Raw genomic sequence first — 16,501 nt, forward strand, 5'->3', positions numbered from 1 at the left:
TGTTAGAGGGAATAAATCTTACCAAGGACGGTGGACAGCCAATTCAAAGAATACCATTGAAAATAACACTCGTATTCGCTCTGTTCCTCCGCTGGCTATCTAACCAAAGCATCAAGCCTAATTCGGTGTTAATCTAGGCTCCAGTGCTGTGTTCTACGGATAATAACTGACGCAATTTTTTGGGCAAAGAAGATACGACCAAATCATAAGAATGATCAATTTGTCGCTGCAACTCTCCTTCAGGTAAACTGCCATCAATGAGTATCGTATTCCAATGCTTCTTATTCATATGATAGCCTGGCATTACACAGCTAAACACCTCTCTTAACTCTAAAGCATGGTTTGGCTCACATTTGATGTTCATTGCCAACTGCCCTTGATACCTCATAAGAAAGCCAAACATTTTGTTACGCACTTTAAATACCATGACTTCGATGCCAAAAGGAAACTCATACACAGCGCCAAGTTTACTTAAAAAGTAGTCCACCCATTCTTCAGATGCTTTCCCTAAATGCTCTATTGACATTTCTTTCGACATACAACAACTCTTATAAAATCAAATTAAAGGATAAATCAATTATTATCCAAACACATAAACACAGACACAATCAACTAAACACTTGAATCATACAGGTCTGGTCAATAACCTATAGACGCATAAAATCCGCTTCAGTAGTATGTCAGATCTATACTATTAGCTAGGTCAATATATGTCTTTTTCTTTTCAAAGTGCCAAAGAAATTACTTACTTGTACGGACTCAATGCATCCATATCAGGTGTAGCCTCTTTAGTTGAAGAAATGCCTTTGGCTATTACCGTCAATGGTATTGCCCATGCTGTAATGATGACAACACCGATTCACTTAGATGCCTTTGTGATCGGCTTCGCATTAAGTGAAGGACTAATTAATCATAAAAATGAAATTAGAGATTTAAACCTACGAACACTAGAACATCACGATACTCAATCTAGCCTATTAAGCTTAACCATAGATATAGAATTAAGCCCTAGAAAGTTATCAGAATTCAAGCAAACAAAACAAGCGCGTTTAGGAGCAACGGGCTGTGGCTTGTGTGGGGTTGAATCTATTAGTCATGCCTTACCTACTCTCTCTATTTTACCTGCAAGTGATCCAATAACAGAAAAAGAATTAGCTCACTTAAGAGAGTTACTCTTCTCTCAGCAAACATTAGGACAGGAAACCGGCGCAATTCACGCCGCTTTACTGCTCTCACCTCAAGGAAAAGCCATTATCTGTATGGAAGACATAGGGCGTCATAATGCACTGGATAAAGTCATTGGTTATGCACTCATGAATAATATCAAATTGCATAATCACAGTGTCGTCATGTCTAGCCGTTGCAGTACTGAATTGATTCAAAAAGCAGTTCGAGCTGGGCTTTCTCGACTAATCCATTTGGCATCACCCAGCACCTTAGCGGTTGCATTGGCAAAGCAAAGCAACTTAACACTCATTCACTTACCTCGGAAAGACTCCCCCCGAATTTTCAACCTATCTACTAGCTCCTCATAAAAAAAGCACTAAAGCATGGCATTACTTGGAATTGGCTTTCTCTTCTGCTAATCGTAAAAAGCGTTTGTGGATCTGACGAGTTGCAAACCAAACTCCACCGATAACTAGTGGCACAGTAATGCCTACAACAAGGCTTTTATCAAATTTGATACCTTTATCATAAACCGCTTCAATTAAAAATTTAATTAAGCCCACACTGTAATAACTGATAGCCGCAACAGAAAGTCCTTCGACTGTATGTTGCATTGCAAGCTGTATCTCTGAACGGCGGTCCATCGATGCAAGTACGTCTTGATTCTGAACCTCAATTGACATTTCCACTCGAGTTCTCATCATATCGGATACTCGATCTATTCGTCTGGACAGATTTTCTAAATGCTCACCCGTTGTCTTACACGTTCTTACAGCGGGTTCAAGTCGACGCCCCATAAACTCTGTCATGGTCAAATGCCCTGAAACTTCGTCCTCTTTTAATTCTGACAGTCGAGTCATTACCAGTTCTTGATACGCCATGGTGGCACTAAATCGAAATGTCGTCCTAGCTCTGGCCGCTTCCACCCAAGCCGCCATATCAATTAACTCACGAAGCAAGGCAGACTCATCTAATTTTTCTTTCGATTCAGATAATCGACCTGTTGCTTCCGCTAATTTATCATCCATTTTTGCTAACTGAGCACTGTATTGACGAGCTAAGCCAAGGGATAAAAGCGCCATTAGTCGATAAGTTTCTATTTCAACTATCCGTTGAACCATTCGACCAAGCTGACTATCACTCATATTTTTATTGTAAATTAAAAAACGCCCACATCCATCACTATGAACTTGAAAACTCGTCCATACTTGAGCATCTCCATGTTGAGGGCGACTCCCAATTAACCTCATATTCTCAAATAAGCCCTTTGCGATACTCAAATCGGGATCAATTTGATTTCTAGCATCTTCTACCGCGATATGAAATGCCGCGATGACCGTCCCTGGTAGACCTGACAGCCAGTTATCGGGTAAAAAATTAAACGCATTATCTTTAAATGGATCATCATCAGCATTTGTAGCAAGTCGAATAAAAGTATAAGAGATAAACTCAACATGCTTTTCTCGTCTTATTCTCAGATACCCCAAATCTACTTCGATACAAACACCATCTTCCTTTGGAGGCGTCTCACCGTTAATCTGGTACAAGCCACAGAAGTGTTCAAAATCTTGACTTTTTTCCTCAGGGCTAGAAAGAACGGCTACATAGCTCACTCTAGCGGGACTCATCAATACTTGAAACGGTCTTGAGTGTAATTCGGCATAAAGCTGATCCCTCATTGGATGCACTTTCAACCCATAAGAATTTTTCGCTCTTTCCACATTATCACCTAACAATTAAATCTATTTTGAGCTGAATAACATGCATTTTTTATTATTAATGACGAGCACAATAAAAGAAATACAGCATGAAATTCTGTTCATTAAATCACGATAAACCAACTTATTCATACTATAAACTGCAAATATAGGCAGCAAAGAAGAAATATAGGCATCCATTTTGGATATTAGAACGTATATCACTTAACTGTCATTCAGCAATAGGTTCTATCATGAAAGAAACCGTAATTTTATTTGGTGCCAACAGCGCTATTGCGAGGGCCTATATCTCACAACTAGAAACACTGAATAGAAGCATTCAGCTTATTTGTATTAGTCGATCCAGCACGGATCAAATCAAGAGCGACACGGTAAAACTGGCTTATTTTCAAAGCGACTATTCAAAAGACAGTTTAACCAATATCATCGCGAATCTTAAAAAAAACACAATATTAACGCAGGCAATTATTTTTAATGGTCAACTTCATGTAAAAAGCAAAATGCCTGAGAAGAAATTATCCGAGCTTGATGTTGATTATTTCCAAGATATCATGACAGCCAATGCTTTGATTCCTATACAATGTGTCTCAAGTTTATGGCCTCTTTTGAACCATAAAACCCCTTGTACAATTGTCGCCTTTAGTGCTCGGGTAGGTAGTATTGAAGATAATAAACTAGGTGGGTGGTACAGTTACAGAGCATCAAAAGCCGCCCTTAATATGCTCTTTAAATCAGCTGCGATAGAAATAGAAAGAAAAGCAAAGCTGACAAAATTGATTTTATTTCATCCAGGAACGACCGACACAGAGTTGTCCAAGCCTTTCCATAAGAGCGTAATCAATGGTCAACTCTTTTCAACTGAATTCGTGGCCAGACAATTATTAGAAATCCAACAAAAGAAATTCACTCATCAATCTAATCGCGAGCCAGCCTTCATCGATTGGAAAGGAGAAGATATTCCCTGGTAATCTAAAGCCATGAAATTAGGCGGCATTGTAAGTCAATAGTTCCAATTTTTTATCTAGCTGATGCTGCTTCATAATTTCTCTTGCTGGACGCACACATTTACCACAACAACTACCAACGGCAAGGGTTTTATTTAGATCTGACATACTTTTTGCTCCGCTATCAAGAGCGGACTTAATCTGATTATCCGTTACGGCATTACAAATACAAATGAACATATTGAAAGACTCACATGATAGTGTAGTTAATAATGATTATCATATGAATTGATAATAATTCTCATCCTCTTGGATTTCAACCATTTTCACAGAGAATTCTAAAATAAATCAGACTTCTCCTATTTCTCTTTGAAATATGCTCTTTTCTCCTATATGGTTTTCCTTAAATCTATTAGGAGAAGATTATGAAAGGCGATCCACAGGTACTTAAAATACTCAATAAAGTATTAACAGCGGAATTGACTTCCATTAACCAATTCTTTTTACATGCCCGTATGTATAAAAATTGGGGACTGCAAGAACTGAATGACAAGTCATATAAAAAATCCATCAAAGATATGAAACAATCTGACGAACTAATTGAACGTATTTTATTTTTAGAAGGTCTGCCTAATCTGCAACATCTTGATCGATTACGAATCGGTGAGAGTGCTCCAGAAATGCTACAATGTGATCTCGATTTTGAAACCGATCAATTACTTGTTTTACGTGAGGCCATTGCTCTATGTGAGCAACGTTCAGATTATGTAAGCCGAGATCTGCTAGAAGAAATACTTGAAGCCGAAGAATCACACTTAGATTGGATCGAAGCGCAACAACACTTAATCAGTCAAGTCGGTGTAGAAAATTACTTACAAAGTAAACTATAAAATGAGTGGAGACAGGCATGAAAGGTAACCAACGAGTTATTGACGGACTTAATTCATTGTTAGCTATGGAATTGGCCGCAATGGATCAATATTTTATCCATTCCCGTATGTATGATGATTGGGGATTAAGCAAACTTTTTGAACGTATCGATCACGAAGTAGAAGATGAAAAGGGCCATGCCGCACTATTAATAGAAAGAATGCTTTTTCTTGAAGGCACACCCGATATGGTGACACGTGTAGGGCTTGAAATTGGTAAAAATGTTATAGAAATGATCGAAAGCGACCTACGTATTGAATATGAGGTTGGCGATCAACTCAAAAAAGTCATTAAAATTTGCGAAGAAGAACAAGATTATCAATCTCGTGAGATCTTAGAAAAACTGCTTGAGGATACAGAAGTAGACCATACGTATTGGTTAGAACAGCAATTACGTTTAATTAAGATGATTGGTTTGGAAAACTACCTTCAATCTCAAATGTAAGTCTGTTAATTATTTTTTCTAAAGATAAAAAAACCTCTCTTCAATTGAATGTATTCAATACACAAGAGAGGTTTTTCTTTTTCTCATACTAGATATAATACTAGAATGCTTTCATCATCTATTATTATGCTCTTGCTCTTTTTAAAGACTCAGAGATCATAAACGCTAACTCTAAAGATTGATCCGCATTTAAGCGTGGATCGCAATGGGTATGATAACGATTGCCTAAGTCATCTTCTGTTACTTCAAATGCACCACCGACACACTCTGTAACGTTCTGGCCCGTCATTTCAAAATGGACACCACCGGCATAGGTACCTTCTGACTTATGGACTTGAAAAAACTGCTCAACTTCACGTAATACACTGGTAACACTTCTCGTTTTATAACCACTTGATGCTTTCGTTGTATTACCGTGCATTGGGTCACTGCTCCAGACAACATTTTTCCCTTCTTTTTTAATTGCCTGGATAAGTTTTGGCATGCCATCCGCCACTTTATCTGCACCCATTCGAACAATAATATTCAAACGACCAGGTTCATTTTCTGGATTTAAAGTATCCGCAAGACGAACTAAATCATCTGGGTTCATACTTGGTCCGGCTTTCACGCCTATTGGGTTTTTAACACCACGTAAAAACTCAACATGAGCACCATCTAATTGGCGAGTACGATCACCAATCCATAACATATGGGCTGAACAATCATACCAATCACCTGTTAAACTGTCTTGACGTGTCAAGCTTTGTTCATAAGGTAGCAATAAGGCCTCATGAGAAGTATAAAATTCTGTTTCTTTTAACTGGTTAGCACCAGAGCCTACACCACATGCGTCCATAAACTGCAGGGCATCATCAATTTTAGCCGCAATGTCTTCATAGCGTTCACCTGCAGGGCTATTAGCAATAAAATCAAGATTCCATCTATGAACCTGATGTAAATCAGCAAAACCACCTTGAGAAAAGGCTCGCAGAAGATTCATCGTAGAAGCACTTTGATTGTATACTTGTAACAATCTTTCAGGGTCAGGAATACGAGCTTCTTTAGTAAACTCTATGCCATTAATGATATCGCCACGATAGCTAGGTAGTTCAATCCCATTGATTACTTCGGTGTCAGCTGAGCGAGGCTTAGCAAATTGGCCCGCCATTCGTCCTACTTTAACCACAGGGCATTTGCCAGCATAGGTAAGCACAGCCGCCATTTGCAGCATAACTTTAAAAGTATCTCGAATGTTATTTGCATGAAACTCCGCAAAACTCTCTGCACAATCCCCACCTTGCAACAGAAATGACTCACCCTTAGATACTGAAGCTAAAGCCGTTTTTAATTGGCGAGCTTCTCCAGCAAATACAAGTGGAGGAACATCCGTTAGCATGTTTTCAACTTGATTCAATTTATCCATATCTGGATAATTTGGTTGTTGTAATGCCTCTTTATTTCTCCAACTTGCAATATCCCACGTTTTCATAAAATGTTAACTACCTCTCTATTTTTAGTTTTAGCGCGCAACAACCCACAATATTTCAGCATCTTGTATGGAGCTTGAAACAACAGCATGCCCCATAGCAGCATCATAGTACACGCTATCGCCTTCATGTAATTCAATTGGTTCATAGAATTCAGAGAAAAAATGAACTGTCCCAGACAAAACCAATAAAAACTCTTCACCATCGTGTCTAACCCATTCTTTAAATTCAGAAAATGAGCGCGCACGAACAATTGTTTTAAAAGGCACCATTTTCTTGCGGCTAATGGACGAATTTAATAATTCATGTTCATAAGTAGCCGTTGGATGTGGAACCCCTTTACCTCTTTTGGTAACGTCTCTTCTGCCAGCAATCGAGTGTTCACTCGTTTCAACAAATAACTGTGGCAGATCCATTTCTAGACCATTTATCAATTTTTGAACAATTGTAAAGCTTGGTGAAACTTGATCATTCTCAATTTTAGAAAGGGTTGAACGCGCGATACCAGTCCGTTTACTGACTTCTTCAAGAGTCCACCCTTTTGTTAAACGAATTTCTTTAACCCTTTTTCCTAAATCTAAAGGTTCAACAAAGCGATCCGGTTCTGAGGCTTGAGCGGTTTCAAGAGACGGTCGACTCACCATAATATTTTAACCTCAATGACATGTAACCAAAGTCAAATTGACTTTCCTTACTACTGAGTTTACTAAAAGAAGATCTAATAACCTACAAAACAACGATGATTTTATAGTTTTTTCCAAAAAAAAGACCCGCTAACGCGAGTCTTTTGTATATAAAACCAACAAACTATCCGTCTGGATTAATGTCGTGAGCTTGATCATTAAAGACAACAGTAACAGAACCTCCTGAAACATCAGATTCATATCTAGCTACAGGCTCACCATCAACCTGTACTTCACCATCTTCAGCTGAAACATGAGAATCCAAGAACTCTTTAATGGCATCCACATCATCAGAATCCTGAGGTTCATCTTCTGCACCAACAAGTAATTCAGTAACATCCAATGCTTCCTCTTCATTATTAAATTGAAGAACATCACTTTGATCCTCTTCACTCATTATAAAGAGCGCCTCACCTACTGAATTGTCATCAGACTCGGTAAACAACTCATCACTTTCACCCATAAATGAAGACTCTTCTGAGACATTATCGCCGTCAGACTTATCTTCTTTATCAGACTTATCTTCTTTATCAGATTTATCTTCTTTATCAGATTTATCTTCTTTATCAGATTTATCTTCTTTATCAGACTTATCTTCTTTATCAGACTTATCTTCTTTATCAGACTTATCTTCTTTATCAGACTTATCTTCTTTATCAGACTTATCTTCTTTATCAGACTTATCTTCTTTATCAGACTTATCTTCTTTATTAGAAACGTCGGCTTGTTGAGAGGTATCCTCTAACGAATCTGCCATTAATTCAGGTTCAATTTGTACAGCCACTTTTTCAGAACCCGAACTTTCTGCTAATGCCGTTTCTTGCTCTTCTTCATCAACAGAAAAGGCTCTGGTAGATAATATATTTGAAGTATTACCACCAGTTCTTACAACCGTATCAATAATATCTGAAGTGAAGAGCACTGTTTGAACAGTAGAAGAGGTTACTGAATTCAAGCCTTCAGTAGATATAGCCGTAACGGTGAGCGAATCTTTAGAATTTAGCTCTAAAGGACTCGTCAACTTAATAGGTTCTTTAATGTCCTCTTGCGTTAAAGTCCAAACCTTAGTATCAGAATCATACTTACTGGCATCAATATCTAATACAACACCAGCAGGTAAATTAGATAATGTAACAGCAAGTGTCTCACTGTTATCTTTGTCTGTCAGATTAGCATCAATAGTTAAAGAGTATTCAAACACCGAGTTAATTAATGTCGCTTGAATATTTGTAACATCCACTGTCTCAGCTTTTTCAGTACTATCTACTTTAAATACTAGCTCCAATTTACCGTCATCATCCAAAGCAACCGTGAAACCGGAAGGTATAGTATCGTTATATGCATAATCCCCCAATTTTTGATCATTAGCTTCAGCAATAAACGAATCTTTTCTGGTTGATGATGTGTCTACATTCCAAGAGCCTTCAAATAAAGCGGTAAAGCTTAAAGTAACCATTTTTCCTGCATTTTCTTTACCGAAGTCAAGTGTCTGGATTTTAGTTTCGGTAAAGTCCTCAGTATTATTAATGACACTATCACCAAATTTCGAGCCAAGGTTCTCTATAGATTCACCCTCAACGATAACCGGTGACAAATCCGTAGACTTCTCTATTTTAACAATCAGCTCAGGATCATCAGCGATAGGAGTAATCGTTAGGTTTAACGTTGAACTCTGGCCCGTGTTTGTATAATAAGTTATCTCAGGTACAACACCGGACCAATTTGGCGTTGGAGTAAAGGAATAAGAACCATCTTTATTGATAGTAAGCTCCCCTTTTCCATCTATTCTCATCGTCTCATCAGCATCTTTCGAATTACCATCAACGACAAATTTAGAAACGGCTGTATTATCATCGGTATCATTAGATAAAACACCTTTTGATGACTCTACAATTAGAGTTCTATCCTCATCAATTTGAGCCGTATCCTTTTGAAGAACAGTACTTAGGGAATTCACTGTAATATTGATTGGTAAAGATGTGCTCTTTGCATCATTATTTGACGCTTCTGTAGACGTAGCAACAACGTCCAACGTATAAGACGTTGTATCCACAATATCAATTGTTTGTAATGATAAATTACTCATCACCCAGTCTGTAATGTTGACGTTCGTTGTAGAAGCATCGGCCGTAAAGGTATGGTTACCATCAGTCAAAGTAAAACCAACTGGGATACTTTCTACCATTACAACAAGGGATTCAGAACCATCTTTATCCGTTAAGCTAGAGGCTATATCAAGCTTAATTGAAGCTTCTTCATCAACCACAATTGCGCCTGTAACGTCCTGACTCTCAACTTTATCAAAAGTGATAGAGTGAATAAGGTAATCATCACCAGCACGAGGAGCACTAAATTCTATTCTATCAAAAAGAGCGCCACTTTCTGGTTTCAGCTCAACAGCTGGGTCAATGCCATCACTACCGCCGACACTAATACCCATTCCTACAACGTCATCACCATTATAAAAAGTGTATTTCGCGTTTTCCCCTGGATGCTTCCAAGAGAATGAAACGTCAACGGATGCTACGGAGTTATCGAAAGTCACTTTCAATAACTCTGAACCACCAATTTCATCCGCATGCCCACTACCAGATTCATTATTATCGTTAACACCAGAAACACCAAAACCTACTGGACTACCATGCTTACTAATGGTGGTTGAATTGCCTGACGAGTTGAATGCTTCTACTGAGAAACCACTGTCTCTATCATTAACATTATCAACAACAATTGATTGACTTTCTACTACATCAATCTTGGCATTTACTTCTAATGTAGGTTTATCCGCAACGGCCTCAATTGAAATATCAAGAGTTGTACTAGCTCCTTTATTCGTAATATAGGTTATTTCTGGAACTGAACCAGACCAATTAAAAGTAGGAGCGAATGTGTAAGCACCATCAGGTTGAACAGTAAGAACACCTTCATCAATTGAAATGCTCTCTCCTGCCAATGCAGATTTTCCGCCAACATGGAAGCCAGTCACTTCTAAAGAAGGATCACCGTCATTTGCCAAAACGCCATTGATAGCAGCAACATTAAGTGTCTGATCTTCAATGCCATCTTGTTTGTCTTCTATAATCGGGACAATGCCATTCGCCACACCATTCAAGGTGATCGTTACGTTACTTTCCGCTTTATCACCATCATTGTCAGTTACACTAAAGTGTTGAGTAACCTCTTTAACGCTGCCAATTTCAAGAGCAGCTCTGACTTCTCTACTTGGTGTAAATGTGTAAGAACCATCTGGTTCCCCAACGAAAACGCCATCCGCCGTTTCAATAACATATTTGCCATCAACAAGCGTTCCTCCTTCCCATACAACCCCCGTATCAGAACCATCGGCCCCTACTAGAAAATCAACATTTTCCTTAACACTTCCTGATACATCAGGAAGATCATCTGTTGATTTGATGGTCGCAAACAATTCAAACGGATTGCTTTGGTTTTCAAGAGTCTTTATTTCACTAACAAGATTACCATCAGCATCTTTAAAGCCCTCAATAACTAACTCAAAGCTACGGCCACCGACTGTGATCGCTTTAGTCAACGTTGAATCAGAAATGGTCACAATGTCACGATTTTGATTAGCGTCACCTGAATTCGGTGTCTCAGTATGATTTAGATTTATTAGGTGGGTCACTGTCTCTGTAACACCATCAATTACAATATCAAACTCAAGTTTCAAAGAGACACTCTCTATCGGTTGGCTTGAACTTGTTAGAGTGAAATTATTGTGAGAGAAAGTGCCCAATTTAAACTGCTGATCTAGAGGCTCAATAATGTTAGAACGAAGATCTTCATTATCCACGAACGTATAACCTGAAGTCTTATTTGCTTCGACACCAGTCCCCCAAGTCACTTCATCATCATAAGAATCTGAGTCATGATTAGACAAGACAATACTATTGCTGCCCAGTGCATTAACAAAACCAGCTTTAAAATTACTTACACTGGTATCACTGACAATAATATCAATACTAGGGTTATCAATCGTCGATGTATTTATAATAGGTTCATCATCAAGAATAGTAAGATTTAATTTAGATGAAGCTGAATCACCATCCTTATCCGTAATAACCATATCAAGATCAAATTTGTGCTGAGCTTCATCGACTACCGATTCAAAGCTATCATCTAAAGTAAACTCATATTGGAGAACACCAGTATCAACATCATAACCCGTTACTTTAAAGGTACCGGAACCGATTTCAACTTCAACATTATTAGTGTAAACACCATTCGAAATAATATCAGAGTTACCAATCGTCAAACCGTATACATCATCGAGTGATTCAATAGTAAAGGAACCTGATTTAACAAGACCACTTGAGTCTGGTGCGGTTCCATCAGCAAGATTAGCCTCATCAACCACTAAGTTGACATCATCAATAACAGGAACATGGTTTGATTTAGAGCCTATCGACACTGTGGCTATTGAATAATCACCATCGCCATCAATTACTTTTAATGAGAAATCTAATTGTGATGGTCCATTTGAGTTATCAGTAACAAAAGATTGATACTGGAAGAATTCAATTTTGCCTGTTGCAGGGGTGAATTGAGCTTCAAAAACCAATTCACCAGATATGTCTTTCGCGATAATGGAGTTATCAGTAACCACTACAGAAACAAGACTACCATCTGCGAGTGTTATTGATTCAGCAAGGCCATTAAACGCCGCTTTACCAGGGCCATCAGCACCAAACTGATAATTTATGGAATCGATTTCTGCATAGCCTATAGCTTCCGGAGTACTGGACTCACCACTAAATGTCATGCTAGTAACCGAGAAGTCACTATTATCAAATCCTGAAGCGCCATTATCCGTTGCCGTGATAACGATAGTGTCAAAGCCACCGTCATGAACATCGAAATTAGCCGCATAATCACTACTGTTTGCAGCACCAGTAAAGACTTCAGTTGAAACTAACTCACCATCCCTATAAAATTTTGCAACACCAGTCTCTCCATCAGCCTCACTGCCGAACAGTCTCTCAAATTCAATTTTAACGCCGTAAGCAACTTTGCCATCCGCAAGTTTGAAAGTGAGTTCTTCAGATTGGCTTGTACCGTTAATCTCTCTGAAATCAATCTGTCCATTAAATTCGAAATCCGTTCCTTGAACTTTTGTGTCGTCAGGCAAACTTTTAACACCTAAACCTTCACTAGTTTGGAAAACATCTCGGTCAATTAAAGCTAAGTCGCCAGTCGAGGTAAAACCTTTAGCTGTCACAGAAATGGCATCTTCAGCAAAACTAAAGGAATCTTTACCGCCACCATTACCTTTAAAGCTAACAGTACCAGTGAAAACCTCAGGGATGCCTGTATCAACAACTTCGATAATGGCATTGGGAGATGTTATCACTGGTGCATCATCTTCCACTGCTATAGAGACTTTAGCTTTATCTGCATCATTCACTCCATCAGATATACTCACATTAAAATCGAAGTGAAGCGTGTCCTCACCTGTAATGTCAGAATGATCTAACGGATTACTTAAAGTAACCAAATAACCGACAGATGCAGCTGGAATTTGTCCGGCCACATTTACAGAAGTATCACCATCATTAAGTGCAATACGAACGACCTCTGTACCATCGGCTAAAGCACCAATCACGATGGCTTTATTCTCTGAACCAGAGGAAGCATCGTATGACCAGGTAACAGGAGCCCCACCTGAAGAAAGATCGCCAGGCAAACTGCCTATCTCAATTTCTCCAACTAAAGCAGAAGTACCTGAAGCTGTTAGCACTAAACTACCCTGAACAGCATTCGCATTCGTTTGATCATCGAAACCTGAAAGAGCATCCGAATCTTGAATACCTCCAGTAAGTCCCTCTTCTGAAACTCTAGCGGAACCATCACCAATGGTTGGAACAGTGTCGTTGTCTTTAATCGTCGCGATGCCCGTATCCGTGCCCGTCGCTCCCGTCACGCCCGCCACCGTCACGCTGAAGGTTTCATCGCCTTCGTAATTACTGTCGTCTGTCGTCGCGACACTGACTGTGATGTCTTTCACTCCCGCTGGAATCACCACGTTGCCATTGCTATCAATCGTTAACACGGCTGGCGTACCGTTATCGTCGTAAGTCGCCGTCATCGCGCCAATATCATCCGCTTCCGCGCTGTTCGTACCGTCAGTAGAAGACGTCAATTTCACCGTCACATCCGTCTCTGCCGCTTTATCCAAGCTCACCGTAAAGGCCGCTGGTGACCCTTCGCTCACGCTCACGGTTTCTGTGATGCTCACCGCTGGGCGATCGTCATCTGGGGTGTCTGGACCTTCTGGATCTGGACCCGTGCCATCGTCTTTAATCGTCGCGATGCCGGTATCCGTGCCCGTCGCGCCCGTCACGCCTGCCACCGTCACACTGAAGGTTTCATCGCCTTCGTAATTACTGTCGTCTGTCGTCGCGACACTGACGGTGATGTCTTTCACACCCGCTGGAATCACCACGTTGCCATTGCTATCAATCGTTAACACGGCTGGCGTACCGTTATCGTCGTAAGTCGCCGTCATCGCGCCAATATCATCCGCTTCCGCGCTGTTCGTACCGTCAGTAGAAGACGTCAATTTCACCGTCACATCCGTCTCTGCCGCTTTATCCAAGCTCACCGTAAAGGCCGCTGGTGACCCTTCGCTCACGCTCACGGTTTCTGTGATGCTCACCGCTGGGCGATCGTCATCTGGGGTGTCTGGACCTTCTGGATCTGGACCCGTGCCATCGTCTTTAATCGTCGCGATGCCGGTATCCGTGCCCGTCGCGCCCGTCACGCCTGCCACCGTCACACTGAAGGTTTCATCGCCTTCGTAATTACTGTCGTCTGTCGTCGCGACACTGACGGTGATGTCTTTCACACCCGCTGGAATCACCACGTTGCCATTGCTATCAATCGTTAACACGGCTGGCGTACCGTTATCGTCGTAAGTCGCCGTCATCGCGCCAATATCATCCGCTTCCGCGCTGTTCGTACCGTCAGTAGAAGACGTCAATTTCACCGTCACATCCGTCTCTGCCGCTTTATCCAAGCTCACCGTAAAGGCCGCTGGTGACCCTTCGCTCACGCTCACGGTTTCTGTGATGCTCACCGCTGGGCGATCGTCATCTGGGGTGTCTGGACCTTCTGGATCTGGACCCGTGCCATCGTCTTTAATCGTCGCGATGCCGGTATCCGTGCCCGTCGCGCCCGTCACGCCTGCCACCGTCACACTGAAGGTTTCATCGCCTTCGTAATTACTGTCGTCTGTCGTCGCGACACTGACGGTGATGTCTTTCACACCCGCTGGAATCACCACGTTGCCATTGCTATCAATCGTTAACACGGCTGGCGTACCGTTATCGTCGTAAGTCGCCGTCATCGCGCCAATATCATCCGCTTCCGCGCTGTTCGTACCGTCAGTAGAAGACGTCAATTTCACCGTCACATCCGTCTCTGCCGCTTTATCCAAGCTCACCGTAAAGGCCGCTGGTGACCCTTCGCTCACGCTCACGGTTTCTGTGATGCTCACCGCTGGGCGATCGTCATCTGGGGTGTCTGGACCTTCTGGATCTGGACCCGTGCCATCGTCTTTAATCGTCGCGATGCCGGTATCCGTGCCCGTCGCGCCCGTCACGCCTGCCACCGTCACACTGAAGGTTTCATCGCCTTCGTAATTACTGTCGTCTGTCGTCGCGACACTGACGGTGATGTCTTTCACACCCGCTGGAATCACCACGTTGCCATTGCTATCAATCGTTAACACGGCTGGCGTACCGTTATCGTCGTAAGTCGCCGTCATCGCGCCAATATCATCCGCTTCCGCGCTGTTCGTACCGTCAGTAGAAGACGTCAATTTCACCGTCACATCCGTCTCTGCCGCTTTATCCAAGCTCACCGTAAAGGCCGCTGGTGACCCTTCGCTCACGCTCACGGTTTCTGTGATGCTCACCGCTGGGCGATCGTCATCTGGGGTGTCTGGACCTTCTGGATCTGGACCCGTGCCATCGTCTTTAATCGTCGCGATGCCGGTATCCGTGCCCGTCGCGCCCGTCACGCCTGCCACCGTCACACTGAAGGTTTCATCGCCTTCGTAATTACTGTCGTCTGTCGTCGCGACACTGACGGTGATGTCTTTCACACCCGCTGGAATCACCACGTTGCCATTGCTATCAATCGTTAACACGGCTGGCGTACCGTTATCGTCGTAAGTCGCCGTCATCGCGCCAATATCATCCGCTTCCGCGCTGTTCGTACCGTCAGTAGAAGACGTCAATTTCACCGTCACATCCGTCTCTGCCGCTTTATCCAAGCTCACCGTAAAGGCCGCTGGTGACCCTTCGCTCACGCTCACGGTTTCTGTGATGCTCACCGCTGGGCGATCGTCATCTGGGGTGTCTGGACCTTCTGGATCTGGACCCGTGCCATCGTCTTTAATCGTCGCGATGCCGGTATCCGTGCCCGTCGCGCCCGTCACGCCTGCCACCGTCACACTGAAGGTTTCATCGCCTTCGTAATTACTGTCGTCTGTCGTCGCGACACTGACGGTGATGTCTTTCACACCCGCTGGAATCACCACGTTGCCATTGCTATCAATCGTTAACACGGCTGGCGTACCGTTATCGTCGTAAGTCGCCGTCATCGCGCCAATATCATCCGCTTCCGCGCTGTTCGTACCGTCAGTAGAAGACGTCAATTTCACCGTCACATCCGTCTCTGCCGCTTTATCCAAGCTCACCGTAAAGGCCGCTGGTGACCCTTCGCTCACGCTCACGGTTTCTGTGATGCTCACCGCTGGGCGATCGTCATCTGGGGTGTCTGGACCTTCTGGATCTGGACCCGTGCCATCGTCTTTAATCGTCGCGATGCCGGTATCCGTGCCCGTCGCGCCCGTCACGCCTGCCACCGTCACACTGAAGGTTTCATCGCCTTCGTAATTACTGTCGTCTGTCGTCGCGACACTGACGGTGATGTCTTTCACACCCGCTGGAATCACCACGTTGCCATTGCTATCAATCGTTAACACGGCTGGCGTACCGTTATCGTCGTAAGTCGCCGTCATCGCGCCAATATCATCCGCTTCCGCGCTGTTCGTACCGTCAGTAGAAGACGTCAATTTCACCGTCACATCCGTCTCTGCCGCTTTATCCAAGCTCACCGTAAA

Annotated in this window: 10 protein-coding genes; 4 read left to right on the forward strand and 6 right to left on the reverse strand. The window is 42.2% G+C overall.

The window, feature by feature from the left end; all coding sequences use genetic code 11:
- Positions 1-133 precede the first annotated feature (133 nt).
- Positions 134-538: an MmcQ/YjbR family DNA-binding protein gene (locus tag O1D97_RS12745; protein WP_269126088.1), complete on the reverse strand. Its 405-nt coding sequence runs from the start codon at positions 536-538 to the stop codon at positions 134-136.
- 172 nt (positions 539-710) lie between these two features.
- Between O1D97_RS12745 and fdhD the strand changes: the two genes are divergently transcribed.
- On the forward strand, positions 711-1,535 hold the full coding sequence (gene fdhD, locus O1D97_RS12750) for a formate dehydrogenase accessory sulfurtransferase FdhD (protein ID WP_269126090.1): 825 nt from the start codon (positions 711-713) through the stop codon (positions 1,533-1,535).
- Positions 1,536-1,556: 21 nt separating this feature from the next.
- Here the strand turns inward: fdhD and O1D97_RS12755 are convergent, their stop codons facing one another.
- The gene (locus O1D97_RS12755) at positions 1,557-2,888 is read right to left on the reverse strand and encodes a DUF3422 family protein (protein WP_269126091.1); all 1,332 of its coding nucleotides are present in this window, start codon (positions 2,886-2,888) and stop codon (positions 1,557-1,559) included.
- A 230-nt stretch (positions 2,889-3,118) separates the two neighbouring features.
- On the opposite strand from O1D97_RS12755, the gene O1D97_RS12760 reads away from it, so the two are divergent.
- Positions 3,119-3,853: an SDR family NAD(P)-dependent oxidoreductase gene (locus tag O1D97_RS12760; RefSeq protein WP_269126093.1), complete on the forward strand. Its 735-nt coding sequence runs from the start codon at positions 3,119-3,121 to the stop codon at positions 3,851-3,853.
- 15 nt (positions 3,854-3,868) lie between these two features.
- Here O1D97_RS12760 and O1D97_RS12765 read toward each other — a convergent pair whose 3' ends face one another.
- Positions 3,869-4,069 carry a (2Fe-2S)-binding protein gene (locus O1D97_RS12765; RefSeq protein ID WP_269126095.1) on the reverse strand — a complete coding sequence of 67 codons (201 nt, stop codon included), beginning with the start codon at positions 4,067-4,069 and terminating at the stop codon, positions 3,869-3,871.
- Positions 4,070-4,254: 185 nt separating this feature from the next.
- Here O1D97_RS12765 and bfr (O1D97_RS12770) point away from each other — a divergent pair, with 185 nt between their 5' ends.
- Together bfr (O1D97_RS12770) and bfr (O1D97_RS12775) are read left to right on the forward strand one after the other, a co-directional pair.
- The gene (gene bfr / locus O1D97_RS12770) at positions 4,255-4,719 is read left to right on the forward strand and encodes a bacterioferritin (RefSeq protein WP_269126097.1); all 465 of its coding nucleotides are present in this window, start codon (positions 4,255-4,257) and stop codon (positions 4,717-4,719) included.
- A 17-nt stretch (positions 4,720-4,736) separates the two neighbouring features.
- Complete coding sequence (bfr, locus tag O1D97_RS12775) at positions 4,737-5,204, forward strand: bacterioferritin (protein WP_269126099.1); 468 nt, start codon at positions 4,737-4,739, stop codon at positions 5,202-5,204.
- Between the two features lie 124 nt (positions 5,205-5,328).
- Here bfr (O1D97_RS12775) and O1D97_RS12780 read toward each other — a convergent pair whose 3' ends face one another.
- The 3 genes from O1D97_RS12780 to O1D97_RS12790 form a co-directional block, all read right to left on the reverse strand.
- Complete coding sequence (locus O1D97_RS12780) at positions 5,329-6,675, reverse strand: class II 3-deoxy-7-phosphoheptulonate synthase (RefSeq protein ID WP_269126101.1); 1,347 nt, start codon at positions 6,673-6,675, stop codon at positions 5,329-5,331.
- Between the two features lie 30 nt (positions 6,676-6,705).
- Positions 6,706-7,317 (reverse strand): helix-turn-helix domain-containing protein, encoded by a 612-nt coding sequence (locus O1D97_RS12785; RefSeq protein WP_269126103.1) that lies wholly within the window; start codon positions 7,315-7,317, stop codon positions 6,706-6,708.
- A gap of 163 nt (positions 7,318-7,480) precedes the next feature.
- Positions 7,481-16,489, reverse strand: coding sequence for a Calx-beta domain-containing protein (locus tag O1D97_RS12790; protein ID WP_269126105.1), 9,009 nt, complete (start codon positions 16,487-16,489; stop codon positions 7,481-7,483).
- Positions 16,490-16,501: the final 12 nt, after the last annotated feature.

This window comes from Marinomonas phaeophyticola (assembly GCF_026966905.1).
Lineage (GTDB): Bacteria > Pseudomonadota > Gammaproteobacteria > Pseudomonadales > Marinomonadaceae > Marinomonas > Marinomonas phaeophyticola.

Excerpts from the sequence above, each read along its gene's own strand:
- O1D97_RS12745 (WP_269126088.1), bottom strand. The coding sequence starts at position 538 with ATGTCGAAAGAAATGTCAATAGAGCATTTAGGGAAAGCATCTGAAGAA.
- fdhD (WP_269126090.1), top strand. The coding sequence starts at position 711 with ATGTCTTTTTCTTTTCAAAGTGCCAAAGAAATTACTTACTTGTACGGA.
- O1D97_RS12760 (WP_269126093.1), top strand. The coding sequence starts at position 3,119 with ATGAAAGAAACCGTAATTTTATTTGGTGCCAACAGCGCTATTGCGAGG.
- O1D97_RS12765 (WP_269126095.1), bottom strand. The coding sequence starts at position 4,069 with ATGTTCATTTGTATTTGTAATGCCGTAACGGATAATCAGATTAAGTCC.
- bfr (WP_269126097.1), top strand. The coding sequence starts at position 4,255 with ATGAAAGGCGATCCACAGGTACTTAAAATACTCAATAAAGTATTAACA.
- bfr (WP_269126099.1), top strand. The coding sequence starts at position 4,737 with ATGAAAGGTAACCAACGAGTTATTGACGGACTTAATTCATTGTTAGCT.
- O1D97_RS12780 (WP_269126101.1), bottom strand. The coding sequence starts at position 6,675 with ATGAAAACGTGGGATATTGCAAGTTGGAGAAATAAAGAGGCATTACAA.
- O1D97_RS12785 (WP_269126103.1), bottom strand. The coding sequence starts at position 7,317 with ATGGTGAGTCGACCGTCTCTTGAAACCGCTCAAGCCTCAGAACCGGAT.